Here is a 25,875-nt window from a genome sequence, read left to right as displayed (position 1 = left end):
GTCGGTCGCGCCGGGTCGGGCTCGACCTGGCCGGACTCCCGCTCCGGTGTGCCGCTCACCGCCACCTCCTCACCCCCGCCCCAACCTAACCGCCGACAGCCGGTGGGCCACCGACCGACCGGCCGGGCCCGGCCGCTACGGTGTGCGGATGCGCGCGACGGCACGGGGTTGGACCGCGGTCTGGTTGGTCGTACTGGCCCTCGTCCAGGCGGCCGCCTTCCTCGCCGTCTGGCGGGTGGCCGTGCACACCGAGATCGGTCAGTGGGTCGACACGGTCGCCCTCACCGGCAACGAGATCGGTCAGGACCGTATCGACGGACCGGTGGACCGGATCCTGAACGCGATGTCCGTCGTGTCGCTGCTCGCGGCCACCGCGACGATCGGCTTCATCGCGCTCATGCGGGGGCGGATCGCCCTGGCCGTCACCGCGACCCTGCTCATCGCCGGGGCCAACGTCACCACCCAACTGCTCAAGTTCGGGCTGAGCCGGCCCGACTTCGGCGTCGATCCGGAGCGGGCGGCGGTGGGCAACAGCCTCCCCAGTGGGCACACCGCCGTGGCCGCGTCGGTGGCGGTCGCGTTGATGCTCGTCCTACCGCGCAAGGTACGGGCCGTCGGCGCCTTCGTCGGCGCGCTCTACGCCGCCCTCGCCGGGGTGGCCACCCTCTCCGCCGGTTGGCACCGGCCCAGTGACGCCGTCGCCGCCTATCTGGTGGTGGGGGTCTGGGCGGCGCTGGCCGGGCTGCTCCTGCTGATCACCCAACGGGAGCAGGCCCAGGTCGAGCCCGGCGACGCGCACCGCCTCGCCGCCGCCGTCCTCGGTGTCGCCGGAGTGCTCGCCCTGATCGCCTCCGGGCTGGCGCTCGCCTGGCTGGTGGATCTGCGGGGGACCGGTCCGGAGGAGCTGGCCCGCCGACCCCTGTTCGCCGGGTACGCGGGCAGCGCCGCCGGCATCGCCGGGACGATGGCGGTGGTGATGGCGCTCGCGCTGACCGTCGTGCACCGGCTGGTACCCCGCGTGAAGGGCTGACCGGGCGGGCGTCCACTGATCAGCCGCCCTGGCGGGGCGCGGGCACGTGCGGGGCGACTTTCCGCAGGTGGGTGAGCACCACCGGGTCGATCCGCCCCGGCACCAGGCGCTCCTCCAGGTTCTCCAACCCCGCCCAGGAGACCAGCGCCGCCTCCGGCCCGGCGTCGCCCACCGGGTGACCCAGCGCGGTGAGCAGCGCCGCCACCTCGTCGGCGACCGCGCCGCTCAGGTCGAGCAGGGTCGCCGGGTCGGGCCGACTGAACAGCATGGTGTGCACGGCCAGCAGGCGACCGAGCTCGGCGACCGGGTCCGGATGGTCGTCCACCCGCAGGTCGACCACCACGTCGCTGGTGCCGCCGTACCCACCGCCGCGCTCGACCACCAGCAGGCCGGCGCTCTGCCGGCCGCGCCGGTCCCCGCCGGCCTCGTCACCGGCGCGCAGCGCGGCGACCAGCCGCTCGGCGAACGGCAGCGCCGAGGCGTCTCGCCACGTCTCGCCCATCGCGTCGACAACCTCGGGGCCGGCCAGGATGTTGCCCTGGGCGGCCCAGCCGTCGCCGACGCGTCCGCCCGCCCAGGGGTGGCAGGCCGGGCCGGTCCAGCTCGCGCCCGGTCCACTGACGCCCACCACGCCGAGCTGCCGATGCTGCCGCTCGGGGTCGGCGGCGACCAGGCCGGCCACCACGTCGGCGGCGGTCACCCCGGTGCGTAACAGCGCGAGCCCCTGCGGACGGTAGGCGAGGTTGACGTGCGCCTGGGTGGCCAGCGCGCCCACCTCCGCCGCGGCGGCCGGCACCAGCGCTCCGGCGGCGAGGAACTTGCTCGCCACGACGACGCCGTGGCGGCGGCCGTCGGCGGAGCGGGCGACGAGGGAGAAGGTCACCCGCCGAGAATAGGCCGTGTGTCGAAGTCCTCGGTCGAGCCGAGGCGGAGTCCGGACGGCGGTCCGGCAAGGCGGAGATGCGTTCGGATACCGGTGTTGTATCCGGACGCATCTCCAAGGCGGCAGGTCGTCGTCCGGGTCCGCCGCAGGCCGGCCAGGGACTTCGACACACGGCCTAACCCGCGTGGTCGCGTACACCGATGCCTCAGAAGGGCGTCGCGGCGGCCTCCGGCGGCGCGCCGCGCGCCCGGCGGGCGTCCGCGACCGCGACGCCGCCGAGCACGACCGTCCCGGCCGCGGTGGCGACCACCCCCGGCAGGAACAGCAGCGGTACGGCCGCCGCCGCGAGCACTCCGATGGCGATCCACCGCGACGGCGAGACCCGCCCGAAGACCTCGTACTCGAAGCGGGCCCGACCGGTCAGGAACAGCGCGGGCCCGCCGAGCACCATGACCACCCACGGCGCCGGGGCGTGGCCCAGCGGTTGCTCGATGACCAGCTCGTAGCCGATCGCCGTCGCGGCCAGACCGATCACCATGATCAGGTGTGTGTCGGCCGCCGAGCGGCCGATGTTGGCCGGGTGGCGGGCCATCTTCACCGCATCGGCCAGAATCTGCCCGGCGCGTTGCACGTAGATCCGCCACAGCATGATCGACGTGGCCACCGCGAACGCGAACGCCACCATGTGCCCCGAACCGTACGGGCCCTTGCTGTACGCGAAGCCGGCCACCAGGATCGTCTCGCCGAGCGCCACGAGGAAGAACTGCTGGTACCGCTCCGCCAGGTGCTCCCCGGCGATCTCCCACTTGGAGACCGTGGAGCGGCCCAGGCCCGGCACCGGCCAGCCGAACCGTGCGGCCAGGTACTCGACGAGCAGGGCCACGGCCCACAGCACCACCTGCCCGTTGGTGGGCAGCAGCGCCCCGCCGATCCACAGCACACCCGTGACGGCGAACACCACCGCCATGCGCACCTTGAGCCGGCGGTACGGGTGCGGCCCCAACGCGACCGACAGGATCACCGGGCGGGTCACCTGCGCGATCACGTACGCCGTGGCGAACATGAGCGACGTCTCGCTGAACGCCCGGGGGATCGCCACCCCCATCACCATGCTGCCCACGAGCGCGGTCAGCACGACGATCTGCAGCGGCGCGCGGTACGGGTCGTAACGGCTCGTCGTCCACGCCGTGCCCTGCCAGACCGACCAGAGCGCCAGCAGCAACAGCAGCGTCTTGCCGCTGCCGGTGATCGCCGCCGCGGCGTGGTCGCGGGCCGGCTCCCTGCTCAGATCCTCGAACGCCCGCGCGGAGATCCGGGTGAGCGCGAAGACGTACACGAGGTCGAAGAAGAGTTCCAGGAACGTCGCCCGACCGGGCGCGGCCGCCGCCGGGACCGGCTCCAGGTGACCCGCCGCCCTGGAACCCATGGTCAGCGGCCTGCGCCGGTGCTCCGGTCCACCTCGCAGTGGTAACACCTCCGTCGGCAGCGGCGCGGCGAACCGGCGATTACGCCCACTAAGGGGATCTTGCTCATGGGCGCCGTCAACGGGCACGATCGACCGGTGACGAATCGATGGGGCATGACGGTGCCGTTGGGCGGGGTCCCACTGGCCGACCACCAGGCGGTCTACGCGACCCTCGAGCAATCCGGGTTCACCGACGTGTGGTCGTCCGAGGTCGCCGGGACCGACGCGTTCACCCCGCTGGCCCTCGCCGCGGCGTGGCAGCCGCAGCTGCGGCTGGGCACCGCGATCACCCCGGTCTTCACCCGTGGCCCAGGGCTGCTCGCGATGAGCGCGGCGGCGCTCGCCGAGGCCGCTCCGGGCCGGTTCGCGCTCGGCATCGGCGCGTCCTCCCCGGTGCTCGTCCGGGACTGGAACGCGGCGCGGTTCGACGAGCCGTTCCGGCGTACCCGGGACATGCTGCGGTTCCTGCGTGCCGCCCTGCGCGGTGAGATGGTGGACGAGGTCTACGACACCTTCACCGTGCGCCGGTTCACCCTCGAACGCCCGCCGACGGCGCCGCCGCCGATCCTGCTCGCCGCGCTGCGCCCGGGGATGCTCCGGCTGGCCGGCGCCGAGGCCGACGGGGTCATCCTCAACTGGCTCAGCGCCGACGACGTGCCGCGACCCCTCGCCGAGCTGGGCGAGCGCCGGACCGGCTTCGAGGTCGCCGCGCGGATCTTCGTCTGCCCCACCGAGGACGCCGCGTACGCCCGCACCCTCGGCCGCCGACTGATCACCAGCTACTTGACGGTCCCGGCGTACGCCGAGTTCCACCGCTGGCTCGGCCGCGACGGGACGCTCGCGCCGATGTGGGAGGCGTGGGCGGCCGGTGACCGCCGCGCGGCGAGCGCGGCCGTACCCGACGAGGTGGTCGACGCCCTGGTGCTGCACGGCTCACCAGAGCGGTGTCGGGCCCAGGCGCGTCGCTACGCCGAAGCCGGCGTGGACGTGCCGGTCCTCGCGCTGCTGCCCACCCCGGAGGTGACCGCCGGCGGCGCCGCCGCGCTGATGACCCTCATCGCGCAGCTGGGCCCCGAGCCGCTGGGAGCGTCCGCGTGAACCTGACCGACCGGATCGTGGTCGTCACCGGAGGCGCCGGTGGCATCGGGGCGGCCCTCACGCGCCGCTTCGCCGCCGAGGGCGCCGCCGCCGTGGTCGTCGCCGACCTGGACGCCGAGGCCGTACGCGCCGTGGCCGAGGGCGTCGGTCCGGTGGCGCACGCCGCCGCCGTCGACGTTACCGACGAGGCCCAGGTACGGGCGCTCGTCGACGACACCGAACGGCGGTTCGGCCGCATCGACCTGTTCTGCGCCAACGCCGGGGTCACCACGGGCGGGGGAGTGGAGGTCGACGACGCGGGCTGGGACCGGGCGTGGCGGGTCAACGTGCTCGCCCACGTCTACTCGGCCCGTGCCGTGCTGCCCGGCATGCTCGCGCGCGGTGGCGGCCACCTGCTGCACACCTGCTCGGCGGCGGGGGTGCTGACCGCGGTGGGCGACGCCGCGTACACCGCCACGAAACACGCCTCGGTGGGCTTCGCCGAGTGGCTGGCGATCACCTACCGGGACCGGGGCATCCGGGTCAGCGCCCTCTGCCCGCAGGGGGTGGACACCCCGATGCTCGCGGACGGGATCGCCGAGGGGCACCTCGGCGCCCGGGTGATCACCGCCTCCGGCGCGGTGCTCACCCCGGACCAGGTCGCCGACGCGGCGATCGCCGGGCTCGCCGAGGAGCGGTTCCTGATCCTGCCGCACCCGGAGGTCGCCGACTACGCCCGCCGCCGGGCCGAGGATCCGGACGGCTGGCAGGCCGGCATGCGCAAACTCATCCGCCGCCTCACGACCTGACCCGGCGGGGCCTGGCCCGGCGCGGCCTGGCCCGGCGCGGCCTGGCCCGGCGCGGCCTGGCCCGGCGCGGCCTTTCTCCAGCCCCTGTACCTGTATCGCCGGCTCCTGGAGCCCTGACGTTGTCGACGTGATGGTCATGGCAGGCAGCATGGAGGGTTGACGCAGCGTCAAGGTCAAGCCTCCGTCAGGCCGGCAGGCTTCGAGTTGACCAAGAGGTTTGCGTCAGAAAGACGTCCACCGATGACGCGAACCTCTTGATCAGCGCCGGAGGCGGCGGGCGCGACGCAGGGGAGCGGGGTGCACGGACCAGAGCACGCGACGCCACCAGGGGCGGGCCGCCCGCAGCGTCGTCACGTAGGCGGTGGCCACCTCGGCGGCGCGGGCCGCCTGGTCGGCCGTCGCGGTGCCGGGGGCGAAGCCCACCTGGTTGAGCAGCGCCGCCAGCTCGTCCACGGCCGGGTCGGTCCCGGCCTGCCCGTCGGGCCGCGAACCATCCCTCCGCTGGTCCCGGGCGTCCGTGAGGGCCTGCCGGGCCCGCCCGGCCACCTCGGTGGCCGCCAGGTCGTCGCCGACCGGCCGACCGGCCAGCCGCAACGCGTCGGTCAGCTCCCGCCAGGCGCCCGCGATGCGCTGGCCGGGATCACCCCGCACCAACCGGTCGCGACTCAGCGAGCGGCGCATCGCCAACAGGGTGAGCAGCAGCGCCCCCACCACCAGCAGCAGAGAGCCGCTGCCACCCGCGACCAGCACGGGTGTGGACACACCACCGCGCGCCGGCGGCACGTCGGGAGCGGCCACCGGGTCCGGCGACGCGGTCGGCTCAGTGGTGGGCGCGGGCACCTCCGACGGCGGCGGGTCCTCGGGTGTGGGGCGGAAGTCCTCCTCCACCGGCCGCGGCTCGTTCTCCGGTCGGGGCAGCGGGTCGAACGGCACCCAGCCCAGCCCGTCGAACAGCACCTCCGGCCAGGCGTACGCGTCACCGGCCCGCACCGGCCCCTGACCACCAGAGGAGAAACCGACCACCACCCGCGTCGGCAGCCCGGAGAGCCGGCCGAGCACCGCGAACGCCGCCGCGAACTGCTCCGACGTTCCCCGCTGCCCGCCACCGTTGCGCGGGCCGAAGAGGAAGAAGGCCAGGTTCGGGTACGCGTGCCCGCTCGGCGCGTCCGCCACCACCCGGTAGTGCTCGCCCAGGAACTGCTCGATCGCCGCCGCCCGCGCCCACGGGGCACCGTTCTCCTCGGCGAGCTGGGTTGCCAGCCGGCGCATCGGGTCCGGCACACCGTCGGCGACCCGCAGCACCCGGGCCACCTCCTCGCCGGCGGGCACGTTCGCGCTGGCCAGCAGGTTGTTGTCCGGGCGCTCCCGCACCGACGTCACCTCGTACCGCAGACCCGGCGTCAGGCCCTCCGGCCGGATCAGCGTCCCGGTCGCCGGGTCGTACGCCACCCGCGCGCCGCTGACCTCACGCGGCGTCGCCACGGCGGGGAGCAGCCGCCCGGTCAGCTCCGCCACGGTGACCTGCTGCCGGACGGTCTCCACATCGCTGTCCCGGGCCGGCACGGTGGCCGGCAGGATCCGCCCCGCGTTGCGGTACGTCGCGCCGACCCGCCAGGTGATACCGTCGTAGTCACTGAGCACGGCCAGCCGGATCCGCACCCGGCCGGCCGCGTCCGTGCCCTCGGCGGATGGGGCGACGCCCTCCGTGCGCACGTCGAGGAGCTTCTGCTCCGGGTGCAGCGCCCACCCCGAGATCCGGATCAGCGGGTTCTCGTCGAGCGTCTCGACCTGCGGCGGCTCCACGTACCGGCGCGGGTCGACCGGCCGCCCGTCGACCTGGCCGGCGATCACCGGGCCGAGCAGCGCGACCAGACCGATCACCAGGACGACGCCGAGCGCCGCCGACACCGCCAGCCGGAGTCGCACCGCCGCCCGTACCCCGGGGGCGAGACCGGCCGCCGGGTCGCCGCCGGCCGGCGGCGTGCCGGTCGGTGCGGCCAGCCCGACCGCCGCGACCGCGACGAACGCCACCGTCGCCCCGATCGCCGGCTCGGCGTTCGGGCCGACCACGTAGAGGGCCGCCGCGTAGAGGCCCGCCGCCGGCAGGTAGCCGAGCAACACCCGGCCGGTGCGCAACGCCACCTCCGCCCCGGCCAGACCGGCCAGCCAGGCCGCCACCACCGGCACCAGCACCGTGTCCGGCGTGGGCTCCACCGGGATCATCGCGGTGAGCAGGCGGGGAATGCCGTTGCGCGCCGCGTCCGCGCTCACCTCCAGCAGGCCGCCCGGCAGGTCGGCGCGGGTGGCGGCCAGGCGCAGCGACCACAGTGTCCAGCCGGCCAGCGCCGCCATCGACACCGGCGCCACCAGCCACGACGGCAGCCGGCGCGCGGCCACGCTGACCAACACCGAGCCCACCGCCGCGCCGATCACCAGCCGGGTCAGCAGGTCGCCCGCGTACACCCGGCCCAGCGCCACCCCGGCGAGTGCGACGAGCGCGATCAGCGTCAACGGCACGACGGCCGCCCGCAGCCCGCGCACCACCCGCCCCGCCGCGCTCGGGCCGCCCGATGTCGCCTGCTGCGGCGCGAGGCCCGTCACCACCGGCGCACCCCGTCCCACTCGGCGGCGAACTGCGCGCCGTCGACCGCGTCGACCACCACCAGGCCGCCCGTGCCCGACGGCGTCGGCTCCGCCGCGCCGAACACCCCGACCACCACCGACGGGTACGCGCCGCGCAGCGCCCCCACGTGACCCAACCCGTCCCGCCCACCGGGACCGGTCAGGAAGACCAGCGTGTCGCCGAGCCGCTCCTGGCGCAGCCGGGTGGTGACGGCGCGCAACGCGTCCTCGGCATCGGACAGGTCGGCGGCGGCGAGCCGGTCCAGCGGGCCGAGCGGGACGGCCTCCCCGCCGTCCGCCTGCTCCGGACCGACCAGCAGCAACAGCACCGGCAGATCCGCACGGTGCGCGGCGGTCACCACCGACGCCGCCGCCTCGCACGCGGACTCGAACGACTCCGCCACCCCGCCCGTGCGGTGCGGGTGCGCCGCCGCCCGATTGTCCAGCAGGACGACCAGACTGGGCAGGCTGGTGTCCACGTTCTCCCGCACCATCAGCTCGCCGACCCGGGCGCTCGTGCGCCAGTGCACCCGCCGCAGCTCGTCACCCACCACGTACTGCCGCAGCGAGTCGAACGTGATCGACCCGTGCGGCACCCCGTCGACCCGGCCGTCGAGGCTGCGCCCCGCGCCCGTCGGCACCGCCGACAGCGGGTGGATCCGCGGGTGCACCCAGACCGGCGTCGTCTCCCCGTACGGTCGGGCAAGCGCCACCAGACCCAGCGGATCCCGCCGGGTCACCCGCAACGGACCGACCGCCACCACCCCACGACGGTCGGTCGGCACGTCGTAGCGGACCTCGGTGTCCCGACCGGGACGCAGGCGCAGCAGCGGCACCGGCACCGCGCGGCTCCCGCAGCGGTCCTCGGCCAGCAGGTTCGCCGAACGCAGCCGGCCGGCGTTGCGGACCGTCAGCGTCATGCTCGCCGGCTCGCCGCGCGCCACCCGGTCCGGATCGGCCCGGCGCGCGACCACCAGCCGGGGCCGCCAGGCCGCCGTCAGCGCCGCGTAGCCGACGGCCGCGCCGGCCGCCGCGCCCAGCAACGTCAACTCGGGGTACGCGAAGCGGAAACCCGCTCCCAGCAACACGACGGCGGCGACGAGCAGCCCGACCCCGCGGGCGGTGATCCCCATGACGCTGCTGCCGGTCAGCCCTGCACCGGGGCGGGTTGCCCCGACGGAAGCGGCACCGGCACCGAGGCGACGGCCTGGCGCAGCACCTCCGCGGCGGTCACCCCGCGCACCTGCGCGTCCGGCGTCAACAACAGCCGGTGCGCGAACACCGGCTCGGCGAGCGCCTTCAGATCCTCCGGCATGATCCAGCCCCGCCCGTCGATCAGCGCGTACGCGCACGCCGCCCGCGTCAACGCGATCACGCCCCGAGGGCTGACCCCGACCCGTACCTGCGGATGGGTACGGGTCGCGGCGGCCATCCGGACCGCGTACGCGTACAACGGCTCGGCGATGTGCACCCGGCGCGCCATCCGGACCATCTCCCCGACGGTCGCCGTGTCGGTGATCGGGACGAGCGCCTCGGGGGAGCGGACCGTCGCGCCGCGCAGCACCTCCACCTCGACCGCCTCGTCCGGGTAGCCGACCGACAGCTTCACGAGGAAACGGTCGAGCTGCGCCTCGGGCAGCCGGTAGGTGCCGTCCATCTCCACCGGGTTCTGCGTCGCCACCACCAGGAACGGCGCCGGCACCGGGTGCCGGACCCCGTCCACGGTGACCGTGCGCTCCTCCATCACCTCCAGCAGCGCCGACTGCGTCTTCGGCGACGCCCGGTTGATCTCGTCGGCGATCACGATGTTGGCGAACACCGGCCCCGGATGGAACTCGAACTCCCTGCTCGCCTGGTTGAAGATCGTCACGCCGGAGACGTCCGACGGCAGCAGGTCCGGGGTGAACTGGATGCGCCGCCACTGTCCCTGCACGGTCGCCGCGATGGCCCGTGCCAGGGTCGTCTTACCAACCCCCGGCACGTCCTCCAGCAGGACGTGCCCCTGGGCGAACAGCGCCGTCAGCGCCAGCCGGACCACCTGCGGCTTGCCGAGCACCACCGCGTTGACGTTCTCGGCCAGCCGGGCGGCCAGGGCGGCGAAGCCCTGGACCTCCGGCTGGGTGAGCGGCTCGTGGGTGTTCACGGTCGGTGGTGCTCCTCGCCTGGTGCTTCAGCAGGTGGGCAGGACGTTGATGTTGTCGCCGCCCTCCAGGTTGAGCCAGGCCCAGGGAATGTAGTTCTTCCCGCTGTACTCGACCTGCACCCACCAGGTGCTGCGCTTGTCCTTGTTGTAGATGTAGGCGTAGACCTCTTCGCCCGACTTCTTGCAGTAGGCCTTCAACCGCGTGCCGTTTGCCACCCAGCCAGCCTGGCGGTCGTTGTCCTGCCGTGGGACCTCGAAGATCTCGTTGCCGTTGCGTTCGCCGGGGATCTCCCGCGTGCAGTAGCTCGCCTCCGGGCCTGACGCGCCGTTGCGGCACGTCGCGATCCCGTACAGCGGCAGCGTCTCCTCGCTCCGCTGGGCGCTGCCCTTACCGGCGGCGTTGGTCGCCGTCACCGTGAACGAGTACGCCGTGCCCGGCGTCAGACCCGTCATCGTGATGCTGGAACACGCCCCGGCCTTCGCCGGCTCACCCGACGTGCTCAGCGAGCAGGTGGCCCTGCCGCCGCCCGCGTCCACGGTGAACGTGACGGTCGCTCCCGTCGCCGTCGACGAGGAACCGGTCACCGTGACCCGGGGCGCCGCGACCGTACGGGCCGTGGCGGTCGCCTCCGGACCCGGCCCGGCCTCGTTGACCGCCTTCACCTTCACCGTGACGTTCTGGCCGTTGCCCAGGCCGGTGACGGTCGTGCGGGTCTCGGTCACCTCGCTGGTCTTGCCACCGACGTCCACCTGGTACTTCGTCACCGGCCGCCCGTTCGCCTCGGCCGGCGACCACTGCACCGTGACCGCGCCCGGCTGGTCGGCGACCGTGCCGGCCTGCAGATCCAGCGGACGACCCGGCGCCGCGAACGGCACCACCGTGTTGCTGACCGGCGAGGCCGCCGAACCGGCGCCCTTGTCGTTGACCGCCACGACGGTGAACGCGTACTGGGTGCCGTACTCCAGCTCACCGGCCGGCACCACCAGCTCGGTCTTGGTCGACTCGCCGGCCGGCGCGTTCGTACCCGCCGACGTGGCCGTCACCGCGTACTTGGCGATCTTGTTGCCCTGGGCGTTCGCGGCCGGCCACTTCACCACCACGGTGCCGTCCGGCCGCTCCTGCGCCGTGACACTGGCCGGCGGATCGGGCACCGCGGCGGTCGGGGTGACCGGATTGCTGCTGCGCGGCGGGCCGTCACCCTTGGCGTTCACGGCGTGCACCGCGAACCGGTACGTCTCGCCGTTGGTCAGCCCCTTCACCTCGACCGAGCGCTGGTTGGCGCCCACCTCCAGGCGCTGACCGGCACCCTGCACGACGTACTTGATGATCTCCGCGCCGTTCGCGGCGGCCGGCCGCCAACTCACCCGGGCCTGGGCGTTGCCGGCGGCGGCCGTGACGCTGCGCGGCGCGCTCGGCTTGGTCACCCGGGGCTTCTTCGGCGGAGGCGGCGGCGGGGGCGCCGGTGGCGGGTCACCGCCCAACACGTCGTTGGCGTACTTGTCGACCTCGCGCACCTGGTGCTTGTCGTCCACCACCCGGGCGGTGGCCGAGTCCGGCGAGTTGATGAAGAGGTGGTTCTCCCGCACCTCCATCTCCAACGGGCCGGTCGCCTTGCCCTTGATGGTGTCGACCAACTGGCCGCCCGCGTCGAAGGAGTAGATGGTGCCGGTGGCCTCGTCGGCGCAGTAGAACCGGTCGGCCCACGCCACCGCCGGGCTCAGCCGGTCGCCGCTGCCCGGCACCGTGAACGCCCGCTCCTCACCGACGTCACCCACCACCAGCACCCGCCGCTCGGCCGGCACCGTCACCGGCACCCGCGACCCGGACGTGCGAGCCGGCACCGCTGCCCGGCCGGGCAGCGTCAACGGCGTCGGGCGTACCTCACCGCGCCGCACCCGCACCAGCTTCCCGGCCGTCCGGTCCAGCACCGCCACCCCGTCGTCCAGGGTGGAGACCTGCAACTCGTGGCTGGGGTCGGCGACGTCGTACGTCTCGACCCGCTCCGGGCTGAGCCCGCCACCGGCCGGCGCGGCCGAGGCCGGCGCGGACGGCAGCTTCGCGGCGGTGACCGCCGAGACCGTGCCCTCGCTGGGCACCGCGATCCAGAGCCGGCCCTCACCGTCGAACGCGCCGCCGGTGATGCCCGGCGGATAGCGCACCGGCTCGCCCACCGGGCTCAACGACCGTGGGTCGAGCTGCCGCACGATGCCCTGCACCGCGTCGACGACGAACGCCGCGTCCTCGTGCAGGGCGACACTCACCCCCAGGCCGGGCGTGGTCGGCGTGGTCGCCGTGAGCTGCAACGTCGCCAGGTCGAGTGAACTGATCTGCCCGGTCTGCAGGTCCCGCAGGATCAACAGCCGGTCGGTCTGGGCGACCTGCATCGGGTGCCGACGGGCGCCGGGAATCTCGGTGCGGGTGTCCACCCGGGCCGTCACCCCGTTGACCCGGGCCAGCTCGCTGCGCACCGCGCTCCACAGCCAGGAACTCGCGTCGTAGTTGGCCACCGCGTTGTCCGCCGCGCCCAGTCCCAGGACGGTCAGCCCCATGGCGGCCAGCAGTGCGGTGACCGTGCCCACCGTCACGAGCCCGCCTCGCAGTCGGGACCGGGCACGGGGGGCGTCGGTCCGCTCGGCGTCGTCGATGCTGGCCACAGCCGGCTGCCTTCCCTGAGTCGTGGCAGGTGGCGTACGCCTCGCGGCGACCCCTCCCCTGAGCCGGGTGCCATCATATGGCCCGGCCGGGAACGGGGGAACCCGCACCGTCACCCCTGTGGATACCGAGCGTGCGCGGTGGACGCGCAGCTCAGCTCCACAATCGCCAATCCGACGACGACCAGCTCCACGGCGAGGTGATCAGCTCGGCGGCGTGGAGCGCTCGCGGTCGGTGCACACCTGACCCGAGGTGGCGAAGCTGTCGGTCGAGTACACGGCCAGCACCGTGAAGCAGTAGTCCACCCGGGAGCTGAGCCCGTTGACCGTGTGACTGGTCCGTCCCGGCTCCACGGTGGCCATCACGCCGAGCGCCGACCCCGCCCGTCCACCCGCGACCATGAACGGCACCGTGCCTCCGGACGGATCCGTCCAGCTCAACGTGATCGTCACCGCGTCGTCGCGCAGCTTCAGGTCGCCGGGAGGGGGACCGGTCGTCGCCGGGGCCGCCGTCACCGGCGTCCCGGACGGCGGCGGCTCGTTACGGCTCAACACCACCGCGCCCAGGCCCGCGACCGCCACCAGGGCTACCCCGGCGGCCACCGCCGCGCCGATCACCGTCGCCCGGTTGCGGCCCGTCGAGCCAGTCCCATCGGTGTACGCCGACGCGTGTACCTCCGGGGAGTAGTACTGCCCCGGGTACACCTCGTGACCGGTCCGAACGTGCTGCGCCGGGTACCGCTGGCCGGCCGGGTACTGCTCGGCGGCCGGGTACGCGGACGTGATCGGCGGCCCGTCGGACGCGGCCAGGCCGGGCACCAGGTCGTCCACCGGAGTTGACGCAAAGCCGCCGTGCCCGCCGGTGACGTGTGCCGGGCCGCCGTGTCCACCCGGGACGGGTCCCGGTCCGTTGTGTCCGTACGGGATCGGGGCGACCGGCGGCGTCGGGGCGGGTTCGAGGTTCGGTGCCCAGCCGGGTGGGGTCGTCAGCTCTCCGGCGTCGGGCCTGCCCGGTTGGGGGCTCGCCGGCCCGACGGCCGGAAACACCTCCGTCGACGCGGACGCGAAACCCGACGCTTCGCCAGGCCCGGTGGTCGGCGCTTCCGTGCCTGCGTTGCCCGGTCCGGGCCGCTCGGGCACGCTGGCCTGGCCGTCCGCTGTGCCCCCCGTCCCCGGCACGCTCTCGACGACGGGTGCGGGCCGGACGTCCGCCGACTCCGGGACGTCAGCACCGGGCGCGGGTAACGGTTGCGGGGGTGCGCTGCTGCTCCAAGGCGGAACGGTCAGTCCCCACGGCGGTGCGCTCACCGGAGGCGCCGACACCGGTTGGCCCTGGCCGGGCGGACCGGACACGGGGTGGTGCTGGTTGGGCGGCCCGGAGACCGGCTGGCTCTGACCGGGTGGTCCCGACACGGGGAAGCCGGGCGGCCCGGACACCGGGAACGCCTGGGTCGGGGGGCCGGAGACGGGGTAGGGCGGTGCGGACGTCGGAAACGCCTGGGCTCGGGGACCGGAGACGGGGTGCGGTGGTGCGGAGGTCGGGAACGCCGGGCCGGGGGGTCCGGAGACGGGGTGCGGTGGTGCGGAGGTCGGGAACGCCGGGCCGGGGGGTCCGGAGACGGGGTGCGGTGGTGCGGACGTCGGGAACGCCGAGGCCGGGGGACCGGACGCGGGGTGAGGTGGTGCGGAGACCGGGAACGCCGAGGCCGGGGCACCGGACACGGGGTAGGCGTGCCCCGGCGGCCCGGACACCGGGTTGACGGGCGGCCCGGAGACTGGTTGGTCGTACCCGGGCGGAGCGGACACCTGGCGGTTGGGGCGCGCGGCTGGTCCGGAGGCCGGGGGCAGGGGCGGTCCGGAGACCGGCTGCGACGGTGCGGCGGGCGTCGCGCCGAGCGCGTGGTGCGAGGGCGTGCCTACCGGTCCGTTCGTCGTCGGGATCGCCCCGGACGGTGCCGAACCCTCCGCGGTGACGGCTGTGCCGCTCCGCCCTGTCGCCGCGAGCCGAGCCGCCTCCTCGGCCAGCAGGGGCTCGATCTGCCGTACCTGAATCGTGGGGTCATCCCACCGCGGAGCCGGCACCGGCGCTGCCGGCGCGCTGGTGTGCCCAGCGGTGGTGGGCTGCGGCGCGGCGGTGGGCGGCCCGCCGGGGGCCGGGCGGACCGGCGCGTCGTCCGTGCGTTGGCGCGGCGGCGCGGGTGGAGGCTGTTGCCGCACGTCCGACGTGGGCTGGGCCGTCACCCCGGGCGGTGGCGCGAGCATCGGCCGGGGCGCGGCTGCCTGCTGCTCGACCCGCTGGCGCGGCAGCATCGGCGGTGCGGCGGGTACCGGGGGGACGGCGGACGCCGGCCGCGCCGGACCGGTGGGGGGCGGGGGAGGCTGCGGCGCCCAGGGCGACGCGGGCGTCGGCGGATTGCCCGCCGCCGGACGCATCGCGGCCAGGGTCGCCAGAGACAGCGTCGGCCCGGAGAGCGCCGACCGGGCCCCGAAGTCGGTCGAGGTGTCGGCGGCGGAGGTCGTGGGTCCGGCGTACGGCTGCTCCGTAGCGGGGCTGGTCTCGCCGAGATAGGTCCGGGCGGCGCGTACCACCGGGTGGTTCTCCCCGAGCGCGGCGGGCCCGGCGCTGGCGACCCTGGTGTAGTTGCGGCGGGCCTCGTGCCTGTTACCCAGTTCCTCGGCGACCTCCGCCAGCTCGAAGGCGAGCGCGAGCATCGTCGGCTCGGAATGGTCCCACCGCCGCTCGCCCACCGCGAAGGCCTCCTCCAGCACCCGGCGGGCGGCGAGCGGGTCGTCGGCCTCGCGGTGCAGGCGGGCCAGCAGGTGCGCGGTGTGCAACGTCTCGGGATGGTCCTCGCCGTACGGCGGACGGGCGGACCCGACGGCGTCCGCGAGTAGCTGCCGGGCGGCGTCGTGGTCGCCCGCCGCGCGCAGCGCGAGGGCCCGTTGCTGTACGGCGGCCAGGGGAGAGGGATGGGACACAGGGCAATGCTGCCGTCACCGGGCCGCCGACGCTACCCGGGCCCGCGCTCAAGCCGACTCTGATGACCCTGGGTGGTGGTGTGAGCAGCGGCGGGAGGGCGATGTGCATGATCCACGAGCGGCGTGTACAGTAACTCCCCGTGCGGCCCGCTGGGCCGACCTTCGGATGCAAGATCATCTGGGTCGACGAGGTAGGCTGAACGAGCAAGTCCGGGTGGCGGAATGGCAGACGCGCTAGCTTGAGGTGCTAGTGCCCGTATAGGGCGTGGGGGTTCAAGTCCCCCCTCGGACACATCATTACCACATATCGATCATGATCCGCGCAGGTTGACCTGCGCGGATTTTTCTGTGGTTGGTGTGCAGTGCTCCTGGTCGCAGACGATGGTGATCTTTCTGCTGCGCAGGAGTGTGACCAGGTCGCGTGGGGTCCGGATGTCGCTCTGGGTCGTCATGTAGCCTCCCCGTCTGCCCGATCACGTCGTATTCGTGGGCCGGTCGAGCATCCGTCGGCGGGGCGCGGCACGCATCGGTGGTAATTGCGACCCGTTCATCCACCTCGACCAGCTGGGCGAGGTCGACAGCGAGTTCCTCCAACTCCCGGAAGAACGCACCATCGTGCTCAGCGCCGAAGGCGTCGACGTTGGCGTTTTCCGGCTGCCAGTCGGGCGGCGTTGCCCATGCCGCGACGAGGGCGGGTCAGCCGGTCGGGGTGGGGCGGACGTGGAGCAGGTTGCGCTCTGCGAAGACCTTCCGCGCCTCAGCGTCGGTACGGGTCGATGATCTCCTTGGAGCGCAGCGCGGGCGACGACGAGCGGGCGGCACGGCTGGCGCCGATTCCGCGATCGTGGTCATCCTGCCGGACCGAGGCAACTGCGGAGCGCGCGCTGAGCGGTCAGTTGTAGGGCATGCTGGGGAACCAACCGAAACCGAAGTGCGCGGGAACCCGCAGGTCCCAGTACACGACGGTGAAGACGCCCAAGGCGACGAGCAGCGTCCCCGTGGCGAGGGTGCTGCGGCGTGGGTCGGCCATCCAGCCCAGGAAGCGTCCCCGGCTGAGCAGGACGATGCCAACGAACAGCACTGTCACCACGAGGATGTTGCCGACGGACTGCAGAGCGAACGCCAGCGCACCGTAGACCGGGTTGCCGGTGTCCACCGCCCAGTGGAACAGCTTGTTGAACAGCGGATAGGGGCGGCCGATGAGAAATCCACCGATGAGCGCGCCGAGCACCACCACGCGCCCCGCCGGCCGGTCTGCGAACACGTCCGGCACGATGCGGAGCGCCGCGAGGCCGAGGTAGAGCAGCGCCAGACCGATCAGGCCGAACACCACCGAGGACTGGATGAGCCGGACCGGCATGTCCCCGACTGACGCGGTGGACAGCTGCGGCAGCCGGTCGCCGAGCACCACGCCGATCGCGCCGTACGCCGCCGCTACGGGCAGCATGCCGGCCGCCAGCAGGCCGATGGTCCGCAGAAGGGGACGCCACGTCCCGCTGGCCGTCCGTGGCGTCCGGCCGGCCTGGCTCATCGGCCCAATCGAGGCGACCATGGCGATGTTGCAGGCGGTGAAGGTGCCGGCGAAGCCGGATACGAGGGCGAAGAGCAGGCCAGCGCCGGTGCCGGAGAGCGCGGTGGCCTTGGCGTCGTGCCCGAGTACTCCATTCGCCACGGTGTCACCGATCATCGAGTCGACCAGCTCGAACGACCACATGACCGCCAGCAGCAGGCCGGCGGCGGTGCTGACCAGCGCGGCCTGCCGGTGGCCGGAAGGCGCGGCGGAAACGGTCTGTGGCGCGGTTTCGCGGTGATCCTCGTGGTCCGTTCGCAACGTCATCGTCGCCTCACCTCCGGGTTGGGGGGCTGGGGAACGGTCGCGGGCAACGTCGCGTCGCGGCCGATGATCCGAGCATGCCGAGCCGGCGTCGCCGGCACGTCTTTCGAGTGCGGAACTTCGGGTCAGTAGACGGCGGCGGCGACCGATGGGGCCGATGGGGCCGACGGGGGCAGCCGGTGCGGCAGGGGAATGCGCTCCGGCTCCCCGGTGAGCAGGTGCCGGGCGACGTCGGCCCCCATCTTCATGGCGTGGTCCATGTTCCCGTACTCGTACATCCAGACGCCGAAACGGCCGCGGGAGTAGATGCCCCGCCCCTCAAGATGGTCGAGGATCAGCGCCACGGCCTCCGTGCGGTCCAGCGTCGGGATCGGGTACGCCATCGGAATCCTTCGCACGTACCGGGAGACGACGGCGCTGGGATCGGGCAGCAGCCCGGCCTGCTCGAGACCGAGCAGGGTCTGCCGCACCGCCACGTCGTCATCCGGCCATTCGCCGTCGGACGGCAGGGCGATCTCCGCCAGGTACGACACGTGGTGCTCCCGTGGCTCCGGCATGTTGGCACTGGCGAACAGGCCCATGTTGGTGATCCTGTAGAACGGATAGCTGCCCTCAGGGAAGTACAGCCAGTGCCACGCCGGGTCGATCCGGCCCTGGGCGCCGACGCCCACCACCAGCACCCGGTTGTGGCGCAACACCGCTGCGGCGTCGCGTACCTCCGCCGGGCACCGGGTGAGCGCCGACACCAGCGCGGTCAGGGGCATGGTGGAGACCAGCCGGTCGTACGACAGCCGCTCGCCGGAGCCGTACGTGACTGTCCGGGCGTCGGGATCGATCTGCCGCACCGGCGCCGCGTACCGTACGTCGGGCAGCCGGGCCGCCAGGCGCCGGAACGGCTCGCCGATGCCGCCGCTGCTCGGATAGGTGAAGGTGCTGTTGGGTCCCCACCCCGGCGCGGTGCGACGCTCGACCAGGTTGCGCAGCGCGCCGTGCCAGTCGACCGTGGCCACCCGGTGGGTCACCCAGTCGGTGGACATCTCGTCGGTGGGCACCGTCCACACCTTCTCGTGGTACGGCCGCATGAACCGCTCGACGATGCCGGTGCCGAAGTGTGCGAGCAGCCAGTCGTCGTAGTTGCGCACCACGACGTTCGGCCGCTCGATCATCTTGACCAGGCAGTCGACGGCGTCGTCGGTCGGCAGGGCGCTGAGGTTGTGCTGGAACGGGTAGGGCACCCAGTTGTCGCCGTAGCGGATGTAAGAGGAGCGCTGGTGGCGCAGCACGTCACCGGCCATGACGTCGTCGAGCAGGGCGTCGAAGTCTCCGAAGTAACTGAAGGCGACGTGCGCGCCCTGGTCCCACACGAAGCCGCCCTCGTCGGTGAACGACGAGGCGAGCCCGCCGGCCACCATGCCGCGTTCCAGGACCATCGGGCGGGCGCCGGCGCGGTGCAGTTCGTGGGCGGCGGCCAGTCCGCACGGGCCGGCGCCAATGATGAGCTGGTCGTATCGCATCCGTGCGTTACCTCCGCAGGCGGGAAGGAAGGGAGGTCCGGCGGTTCGGGCGGTGGCCCGGCCGGACCGGAGGCTCAGTCGGCGGCGGGCATCGGCCGGATGACAATGCTCGCCAGGTCGACGCCCTCGGGCTGGCCCAACACCCAGACGATGTTGTCGGCGACCTGGCCCGCGGTCAGGCTGCCCCCCGGGGGAGTGCCGCCGGCGCGCGCCCAGAAGGAGGTGTCGACCCGGCCGGGCGCGATCAGGGTGACCCGGATCCCGTCACCGGCAACCATCAGGCGGACGTTCTCCGCGAGCCCGGTCACCGCCCACTTCGTCGCCCCGTACAGGTTGCCGTGGGTGGCGACGAGGCCGGCGAGGCTGCCCACCAGGATGATCCGGCCGCGGGTGCGGCGAAGGCTCGGCAACGCCGCGCGCACCAGCAGGGCCGGTCCCAGCACGTTGACGAGGATCATCTCCCGCCAGCCCTGCGGGTTCCCGTCGTCCACGGCGTCGAAGGTGGCCATGCCGGCGTTCGCGATCACCGTGTCCAGCCGCCCGAAACGCTCGACCGTGGTGCGTACGGCCCGCTCCACCGCGGCGGGCTCGGCCGCGTCGGCGGGGATCACCGCCAGTCGCTGCCCGGCGTCGGCCCCGGCGGCGAAGCGGGCGAGCCGCTCCGGGTCCCGCCCGGTCACCGCGACCCGGTGGCTGCGGCGCAGCAGGCGTTCGGCGGTCGCCGCACCGATGCCGGCCGCACCGCCGGTGATCAGGGTGACTGGATCGTCCGCCATGGCTGTCCTCTCCTCCGCGCCGACGGGCGTGGCCGGCGGCCGGGGTCGGCCCTGCGCGGGGAGTGACATGCCGACCTCGCCGCCACCATTCTCGGCCGCCGCCGTGGGACTTGGCGTCTCCGAGATTGCCGGGTCCGGACACGCGTGCGGGGCAGGGCCCGGCCCTGCCCCGCACGCGGGTTCGCCTAGGGCCTGTTTCATGAGAACTGGCCGGCCTGCGGCGGGCCCGTACGACGACCGGCGGCGTTGCGGTGGTGTCCGGATACAACACCGGTATCCGGACACCACCGCGCCTTGCCGGATCGCCGCCCGGACTCCGCCTCGGCTCGACCGCCCTTATGAAACAGGCCCTAACGGGCCTGTGCGGGCGCCTCCGCCGCGGCCGCGCCGGCGACCGGCTTGGTCGGCTTAGGCGGCGGGGGCACCGGGTCGACCTTGCGCAGCGCGAGGACCGACAGAACGGCCAGGCCGAGCACGACGATCGCCCCGACCAGAGCGACGGTGTTCAGACCTGCGGTGAAGGCGTCGTGCGCGGCGTCGACCAGGCCGCTGCCCAGTGGGCTGGGCAGCGACCGGGCGGTGGCTTCCGCGGCTTCGACGCTGCCCCGGGCGGCCCGCGCCGCCTCGGCGGGGACGCCGGAGGGCAGCGCGTCGGTCAGTTCGGTGCGGTAGACGGCGGCGGCGACGCTGCCCAGGGCCGCGATGCCGAAGGCCACCCCGAACTCGCTGCCGGTCTGCATGACCGCTGAGGCGGAGCCGGTCTCCTTTGTGGAGACGGCGCCGATCGCCAGGCCGGTCACCAAGCCGAGCGGGATGCCCACGCCGAACAGCACGATGCCGAAGCCGATCAGAATGGGCGCTAGCCCACCGGTGCGGGTGACCTGGGTGAGCACCACGTATCCGAGTGCTGCGATGACCATTCCGGTAGCGAGCACGTACGCCGGGCGGATCCGTTGCGCCAGACCCGGACCGAGCATGAGCCCGACGATCAGCCCCAGGGTCGGCGGTAGCATCCACAGCCCGGTCCCCAGGGTGGAGAGGCCCTCCACGGTCTGCAGGTGCAGCGTGACCAGCAACGAGCTGCCGCCCTGCACCGCGCCGCCGAGCAGGCCGAAGATGACCGCCGCGGCGAAGATCTGGTTGGAGAACAGCCCGGTGTCGAGCATCGGATCCCGAAGCGACCGCTGGCGCAGGACAAAGGCGGTGGCCGCCACGAGACCGAGGACCACGGCGCCGAGGGGCGCGGGCGCCCAGCCGTCCTTCGCCAGCTCCTTGAGACCGAAGATGACGAGCAGCACGCCGGCCAGGGAGAGCCCGACGCTGGCGAGATCGAGCGGACCTCGTTGCGGATTGCGGTATTCGGGCAGCAGCCGGGGACCGGTCAGCAGCAGCAGGAGCATCACCGGGACGGCGATCAGGAACACCGAGCCCCACCAGAAGAACCGCAGAAGGACACCACCGACGATCGGTCCGATCAGCAGGCCGCCCATGAAGCAGCTCATCCAGGAGGCGATGGCCATCCCACGCTGAGCCGGGTGGACGAACATGTGGCTGATCAGGCCCAGCCCGCAGGGCATGACGGTAGCTGCCGCCACGCCCATCAACGCCCGGGCGCCGAACAGCATCCAGAACGAGGTGGAGAAGGCGGCGACCACCGAGGTGATCCCGAACAGCGCCGCACCCAGCAGCAGCAGCTTCCGCCGGCCGACCCGGTCACCCAGGCTACCCATCGTGATGAGGAATCCGGCGGTCATGAAACCAAAGATGTCGACGACCCAGAGCTGTTCGGTGCTGTTGGCGGAGAGCGCCCTGCTCAGGTGCGGCAGGGCGAGGTAGAGCACGCTGAGGTCCAGCGACATCAGCAGTGCGGCGAGGGCCAGCACGGCCAGCCCGGCGAACTCGCGGCGGCCCGCAAGCGCGCCCGGAGGGGCGGCGGTGTCCGACGGAGTGTCGGCGTGCGACGACATGTTGATCCTTCCTTCACTGTTGTCGGCCGTGTGGGGACGGCGGGACAGGGTCACCGGACGTACGGACGGAGCTGCCGGTGATTGCGCAGAGCCTCGGCCCACCAGACCAGCTCGTCGAACATGCGCCGGGCGTCCACCGACACGGACTCGGCGTCGACTGGCCGGCCGTGGGCGTCGAAGAGCGCCCGGTGGTGTGACAGGCTGATGGTCTCCCGGATGGTCGCCGCACCGAGCGCGGCGAAGACCTGCCGGAGCTGCTCGGCGGCGCGGAGGCCGCCCGCGGGGCCGCCGTAGCAGAGGAAGCCGACCGGCTTCGCCTGCCATTCCTCCCGGTACCAGTCGACGGCGTTCTTCAACGACGCCGGGAAGCTGCGGTTGTGCTCGGGCACCACCACCACGAAGGCGTCCGCACCGGCCAGCCACGGACTCAGGTCGCACACGGCCTGCGGCATCACGTCGCCATCGGCGAGGCGTACCTCCGGCAGGCGCGCCTCGGCCAGCTCGATCAGGTCTACCTGGAGGTCGTCGCGCAGCTCGGCCTGGCCGGCGAGCCAGCGGGCCGCGACCGAGCCAAAACGGCCGGCCCGTATGCTGCCGACGACGATTGCCAATCGTAATCGCGATGACGACATTCCACGAACTCCTCGTATCCGTTGGCCGGCGTCCGTTGAGATGGCAATAGCTCGTCGTCATTGTCGTCGCGCGGCTTACGGATCTGTTCCGGATTTGTTCCGGCACGTCGGAGCAGCGTCAGAACGCCTCGCAACGCCATCTGCGCGGGTCTCGGTTAGAGTCCCCACATGCGCTTTGGTGTGCTCGGCCCACTGGAGGTGTGGACCACCAATGGGCGGCACGTCAAGATTCCCGAGTGGAAAGTGCGGGCGCTGTTGGCGGACCTGTTGGCGCAGTCCGGCCAGGTTGTCACGGCCGACCGACTAATCGATGATCTTTGGGGGGACCGGCCGCCGACCAACCCGCACGCGGTGCTCCGCAGCAAGATCTCCCAGTTGCGGCGGGTGCTGCGCGACGCCGAGCCGGGCCTGCCCGAACCGGTGGTCCGGCGCGGCGTCGGCTACGTGCTGGACATCCCGCCCGACGCGCTCGACGCGCACCGCTTCGAGGCGCTGCTGGCCCGTGCCGAGCGCACCGAGGATCGGCGCGAGAGGGTCTCGGTCCTGGCCGAGGCGCTGGCGCTGTGGCGCGGACCGTCCTTCGTGGGGTTCGCCGACGCCCCGTTCGCCGTCGGGGCGGTGGCCCGGCTGGAGGAGCGGCGGCTGGCCGCGCTGGAGGATCAGGTCGAGCTGCGCGCCGAGCTCGGTGAGGACGTGACGCTGATCGGCGAACTGGCCGACCTGGTGGCCGACCATCCGTTGCGGGAACGGTTCCGGGCCACCCAGATGCGGGTGCTGTACCGCCTCGGCCGGCAGGGCGACGCACTCGCCGCGTACCGGGACCTGCGCGAGCGGCTGAACGAGGAACTGGGGCTCGAACCGTGCCCGGCCGTGGTCGGTCTGCACCAGGCCATCCTGCGGCAGGAGGAGGGCCTGACGGCACCGCCTGCCGGGCCGCCGGTCCGGCGACGGCTGACCAACCTGCCGACGCCGCTGACCGGACTGGTCGGCCGTGACGGCGCCGTCGACGAGGTGCGCGCCGTGCTGGGCGGCGGCCGCCTGGTCACCCTCGTCGGCCCGGGCGGGGTGGGCAAGACCCGGCTGGCGGTGGAGGCCGCCGGCGGGCTGAGCGCCGACTTCCCCGACGGGGTCTGGATGGTCGAGCTGGCCGCTCTGGACCGGACGGTCGGAACGGTCGACCAGGACAGGGCCGACCGTTCCGCGATGCAGGGACTGGTTGACCGGATCGCGGCCGAACTGGACGTGCGGGCCCGTGCCGACACCCAGTCCTGTGTGGAAGGTCTGGCCGACGCACTGCACGACCGCCGTCTCCTGCTGGTGCTCGACAACTGCGAACACGTCGTCGACGACGTGGCCGAGCTGGTTCGCCGGCTGCTTGGTGGGCTGCCTGGCCTGCGCGTGCTCACCACCAGCCAGGAGCCGCTGGGTGTGTCCGGTGAGCAGGTGTGGGTGGTGCCGCCGCTGGCGTTACCCGAACCGGGGGTCGACCACGACCCGGACCGGCTGCTCCGCTACGGCGCGGTCGAGCTGTTCACCGTCCGCGCCCGGGCCGGGGCGGCGGGCTTCACGCTCGGGCCTGACAACGCGGCCGACGTCGCGGCGGTCTGCCGCCGGTTGGACGGCATCCCGCTGGCCCTCGAACTCGCCGCCACCCGGGTCCGGGCGATGGGCGTGCGCCAGCTCGCCGCCGGCCTGGACGACCGGTTCGGATTACTCGCCTCGGGGCGGCGCTCGGAACCGGCTCGGCAGCAGACGCTGCGGGCGATGATCGACTGGAGTTGGGAGCTGCTCAGCGGTCCGGAGCGGGCCCTGTTGCGCCGGCTCGCCGTGCACGCCGACGGCTGCACGCTCGCCGCCGCCCGTGACGTCTGCGCGGGCGGCGAGGTGGCCCCGAGCCAGGTGCCGGACCTGCTGGCCCGCCTGATCGACCGCTCCCTCCTGGTACCGACCGAACAGCCCGACGGCCCCCGGTACCGCCTGCTGGAATCGGTCGCCGCCTACTGCCTGGAACAGCTCGGTGCGTCCGGCGAGCTGACCGACCTGCGCTCTCGCCACGCTGGGTGGTACACCGCTCTGGCCGAGCAAGCCGACGAGCGGCTGCGCGGTGTGCACCAGCGCACCGCCCTGCGCCAGTTGGACGCCGAGGCGGCCAATCTCCGCGCCGCGCTGCGCGGCTGCGCACACCGTGGCGACGCGCACCTCGCGCTGCGCCTGACCTGCGCGCTCGCCTGGTACTGGGTGCTGCGCAGCCGGGTCGGTGAGGGCCGCGCCGCGCTGACCGCCGCGTTGGCCGTGCCGGGCGCCGCGCCCGAGGGACTGCGCGGCACCGCGATGACCTGGCAGGCAGGCATCGCGGCGCTGGCCGGCGAGCCGCCGGACGCGCTGGTCGAAGAGCGGTACGCCACGGCGAAGAGCTATGTGGATGATCCGGACGATCCGGCGGGCCGGGCCCGGGCGGCCCTGCTGCTCGCGGTGGTCACCCCGATCGATGTCACCCGGCCGGCCGCGAACCCGGTCAACCGGCTGCTGGCGACCTTCCGGGCCCTCGGCGACCGGTGGGGGGAGGCCGCGGCGCTGGCCGTGCTGGCGTACCACGCCCAGTTGTGTGGCGACTTTTCCGCCCTGCGCCGTGACGCCGAGCGGAGCCTGGTGCTCTTCGGTGAGTTGGGCGACCACTGGGGCATCCTCCAGGCGACCACGCCGCTGGCCGAGCTGGCCCTGTTCACCGGCGAGTACGACCGTGCCGGCCGCTGGTTCGCCCACGGGCTGCACATCGCGCAGGAGCTCGGGCTGCGCGCCGAGGTGGCGCGGCAGCTGAACGGTGCGGGCCGGATCGCCCAGCTCCACGGTGACCACGTGCGCGCCCGGGAGATGTTCCGCCGGGCCCGCACCGTCGCCGCCGAGGAGTCGGTCAAGGCCATGGAGCAGGCTGCCGACCTCGGGTCGGCGGTCTCCGACCGGTGGGAAGGGGATCTCGACGCTGCGGAACGGCGGCTGCTGCGGTGGCTCGACTGGAACCGGCGAGCCGCCTGGCCGGCGGGCATCGCGGCGGTGCAGGCCGAGCTGGGGTACGTCGCCGAGCAGCGCGGCGACGCCGACACCGCGTCGGCCCGGCACCGGGAGGGCTGGGAAGCCGCCCTGCAGACCCGCGAGCGCCGGACCATCGCGTTGGCGATGGAGGGCCTGGCCGGGGCCCGGGCGGTGGCCGGCGACGGGGTGGGCGCGGCCCGGCTGCTCGGTGCCGCGGCGGCGGCCCGCGAGTCGGTGAGGATGCCGTTGCCGCCGGCCGAGCGCCTGGACGTGGAGCGGATCGCCGGGCGGGTCCGCGCTCTGCTCGGCGAGCACGGCTTCAAGGGTGAGTTCGATTACGGGGCCGGCCTGCGGCCGGAGGAGTGTGTGGCGCGGACCCTGACAGAGGTGTCCCGCACCGTCGCCCCTGCCGCCACCGGCGGTGCCGCCGGTGGCGCAGATCAGTCCAACATGTGAGGTGCC

General features: G+C 73.6%; 17 protein-coding genes and 1 tRNA gene. 5 read left to right on the top strand and 13 right to left on the bottom strand.

What is annotated here, in order from left to right; translation table 11 throughout:
* The first annotated feature begins 142 nt into the window (after positions 1–142).
* Positions 143–1,030 carry a phosphatase PAP2 family protein gene (locus tag ACTFTM_RS21725; RefSeq protein WP_449562328.1) on the top strand — a complete coding sequence of 296 codons (888 nt, stop codon included), beginning with the start codon at positions 143–145 and terminating at the stop codon, positions 1,028–1,030.
* A gap of 19 nt (positions 1,031–1,049) precedes the next feature.
* On the opposite strand, the gene ACTFTM_RS21720 is transcribed toward ACTFTM_RS21725, so the two are convergent.
* Both ACTFTM_RS21720 and ACTFTM_RS21715 read right to left on the bottom strand, forming a co-directional pair.
* Positions 1,050–1,913 carry a DUF1028 domain-containing protein gene (locus ACTFTM_RS21720; protein ID WP_449562327.1) on the bottom strand — a complete coding sequence of 288 codons (864 nt, stop codon included), beginning with the start codon at positions 1,911–1,913 and terminating at the stop codon, positions 1,050–1,052.
* Positions 1,914–2,118: 205 nt separating this feature from the next.
* Complete coding sequence (locus ACTFTM_RS21715; RefSeq protein ID WP_449562326.1) at positions 2,119–3,339, bottom strand: low temperature requirement protein A; 1,221 nt, start codon at positions 3,337–3,339, stop codon at positions 2,119–2,121.
* A gap of 153 nt (positions 3,340–3,492) precedes the next feature.
* On the opposite strand from ACTFTM_RS21715, the gene ACTFTM_RS21710 reads away from it, so the two are divergent.
* Positions 3,493–4,476, top strand: coding sequence for an LLM class F420-dependent oxidoreductase (locus tag ACTFTM_RS21710; protein WP_449566689.1), 984 nt, complete (start codon positions 3,493–3,495; stop codon positions 4,474–4,476).
* Positions 4,473–5,264 (top strand): SDR family oxidoreductase, encoded by a 792-nt coding sequence (locus ACTFTM_RS21705; RefSeq protein WP_449562325.1) that lies wholly within the window; start codon positions 4,473–4,475, stop codon positions 5,262–5,264. The genes ACTFTM_RS21710 and ACTFTM_RS21705 overlap by 4 nt, the downstream gene beginning before the upstream one ends.
* 258 nt (positions 5,265–5,522) lie before the next feature.
* On the opposite strand, the gene ACTFTM_RS21700 is transcribed toward ACTFTM_RS21705, so the two are convergent.
* From ACTFTM_RS21700 to ACTFTM_RS21680, 5 genes are all read right to left on the bottom strand, one after another.
* Positions 5,523–7,886 (bottom strand): transglutaminase family protein, encoded by a 2,364-nt coding sequence (locus tag ACTFTM_RS21700; protein WP_449562324.1) that lies wholly within the window; start codon positions 7,884–7,886, stop codon positions 5,523–5,525.
* On the bottom strand, positions 7,862–9,019 hold the full coding sequence (locus ACTFTM_RS21695; RefSeq protein ID WP_449562323.1) for a DUF58 domain-containing protein: 1,158 nt from the start codon (positions 9,017–9,019) through the stop codon (positions 7,862–7,864). The genes ACTFTM_RS21700 and ACTFTM_RS21695 overlap by 25 nt, the downstream gene beginning before the upstream one ends.
* 14 nt (positions 9,020–9,033) lie before the next feature.
* Positions 9,034–10,029 carry an AAA family ATPase gene (locus ACTFTM_RS21690; RefSeq protein WP_449562322.1) on the bottom strand — a complete coding sequence of 332 codons (996 nt, stop codon included), beginning with the start codon at positions 10,027–10,029 and terminating at the stop codon, positions 9,034–9,036.
* A 27-nt stretch (positions 10,030–10,056) separates the two neighbouring features.
* A complete protein-coding gene (locus ACTFTM_RS21685; protein ID WP_449562321.1) occupies positions 10,057–12,684 on the bottom strand; it encodes a fibronectin type III domain-containing protein in 2,628 nt (875 codons plus the stop codon).
* Between the two features lie 201 nt (positions 12,685–12,885).
* Complete coding sequence (locus ACTFTM_RS21680) at positions 12,886–15,660, bottom strand: tetratricopeptide repeat protein (RefSeq protein ID WP_449562320.1); 2,775 nt, start codon at positions 15,658–15,660, stop codon at positions 12,886–12,888.
* A 208-nt stretch (positions 15,661–15,868) separates the two neighbouring features.
* On the opposite strand from ACTFTM_RS21680, the gene ACTFTM_RS21675 reads away from it, so the two are divergent.
* Positions 15,869–15,952, top strand: a tRNA-Leu gene (locus tag ACTFTM_RS21675).
* Between the two features lie 19 nt (positions 15,953–15,971).
* Here ACTFTM_RS21675 and ACTFTM_RS21670 read toward each other — a convergent pair.
* The 6 genes from ACTFTM_RS21670 to ACTFTM_RS21645 all read right to left on the bottom strand — a co-directional run bounded on the left by ACTFTM_RS21670 (position 15,972) and on the right by ACTFTM_RS21645 (position 22,362).
* A complete protein-coding gene (locus tag ACTFTM_RS21670; RefSeq protein ID WP_449562319.1) occupies positions 15,972–16,112 on the bottom strand; it encodes a hypothetical protein in 141 nt (46 codons plus the stop codon).
* 440 nt (positions 16,113–16,552) lie between these two features.
* A complete protein-coding gene (locus ACTFTM_RS21665; protein WP_449562318.1) occupies positions 16,553–17,497 on the bottom strand; it encodes a hypothetical protein in 945 nt (314 codons plus the stop codon).
* 122 nt (positions 17,498–17,619) lie between these two features.
* Entirely contained in the window at positions 17,620–19,008 is a 1,389-nt protein-coding gene (locus tag ACTFTM_RS21660) for a protoporphyrinogen/coproporphyrinogen oxidase (RefSeq protein ID WP_449562317.1), read from the bottom strand.
* A gap of 74 nt (positions 19,009–19,082) precedes the next feature.
* Entirely contained in the window at positions 19,083–19,784 is a 702-nt protein-coding gene (locus ACTFTM_RS21655; protein ID WP_449562316.1) for an SDR family oxidoreductase, read from the bottom strand.
* A gap of 350 nt (positions 19,785–20,134) precedes the next feature.
* Positions 20,135–21,751 (bottom strand): MFS transporter, encoded by a 1,617-nt coding sequence (locus tag ACTFTM_RS21650; RefSeq protein WP_449562315.1) that lies wholly within the window; start codon positions 21,749–21,751, stop codon positions 20,135–20,137.
* Between the two features lie 50 nt (positions 21,752–21,801).
* On the bottom strand, positions 21,802–22,362 hold the full coding sequence (locus tag ACTFTM_RS21645; protein WP_449562314.1) for an NADPH-dependent FMN reductase: 561 nt from the start codon (positions 22,360–22,362) through the stop codon (positions 21,802–21,804).
* Positions 22,363–22,551: 189 nt separating this feature from the next.
* Here ACTFTM_RS21645 and ACTFTM_RS21640 point away from each other — a divergent pair, with 189 nt between their 5' ends.
* Entirely contained in the window at positions 22,552–25,869 is a 3,318-nt protein-coding gene (locus tag ACTFTM_RS21640) for a BTAD domain-containing putative transcriptional regulator (protein WP_449562313.1), read from the top strand.
* Positions 25,870–25,875: the final 6 nt, after the last annotated feature.

Source organism: Micromonospora sp. RB23 (assembly GCF_053585025.1).
This window is presented reverse-complemented; position numbering and strand designations above follow the sequence as displayed.

Bases quoted from the DNA above. Each gene is read 5' to 3' on its own strand.
- ACTFTM_RS21655 (WP_449562316.1), bottom strand. From the start codon at position 19,784: ATGGCGGACGATCCAGTCACCCTGATCACCGGCGGTGCGGCCGGCATC.
- ACTFTM_RS21715 (WP_449562326.1), bottom strand. From the start codon at position 3,339: ATGGGTTCCAGGGCGGCGGGTCACCTGGAGCCGGTCCCGGCGGCGGCC.
- ACTFTM_RS21695 (WP_449562323.1), bottom strand. From the start codon at position 9,019: ATGGGGATCACCGCCCGCGGGGTCGGGCTGCTCGTCGCCGCCGTCGTG.
- ACTFTM_RS21670 (WP_449562319.1), bottom strand. From the start codon at position 16,112: ATGACGACCCAGAGCGACATCCGGACCCCACGCGACCTGGTCACACTC.
- ACTFTM_RS21650 (WP_449562315.1), bottom strand. From the start codon at position 21,751: ATGTCGTCGCACGCCGACACTCCGTCGGACACCGCCGCCCCTCCGGGC.
- ACTFTM_RS21640 (WP_449562313.1), top strand. From the start codon at position 22,552: ATGCGCTTTGGTGTGCTCGGCCCACTGGAGGTGTGGACCACCAATGGG.
- ACTFTM_RS21660 (WP_449562317.1), bottom strand. From the start codon at position 19,008: ATGCGATACGACCAGCTCATCATTGGCGCCGGCCCGTGCGGACTGGCC.
- ACTFTM_RS21710 (WP_449566689.1), top strand. From the start codon at position 3,493: ATGACGGTGCCGTTGGGCGGGGTCCCACTGGCCGACCACCAGGCGGTC.
- ACTFTM_RS21665 (WP_449562318.1), bottom strand. From the start codon at position 17,497: ATGACGTTGCGAACGGACCACGAGGATCACCGCGAAACCGCGCCACAG.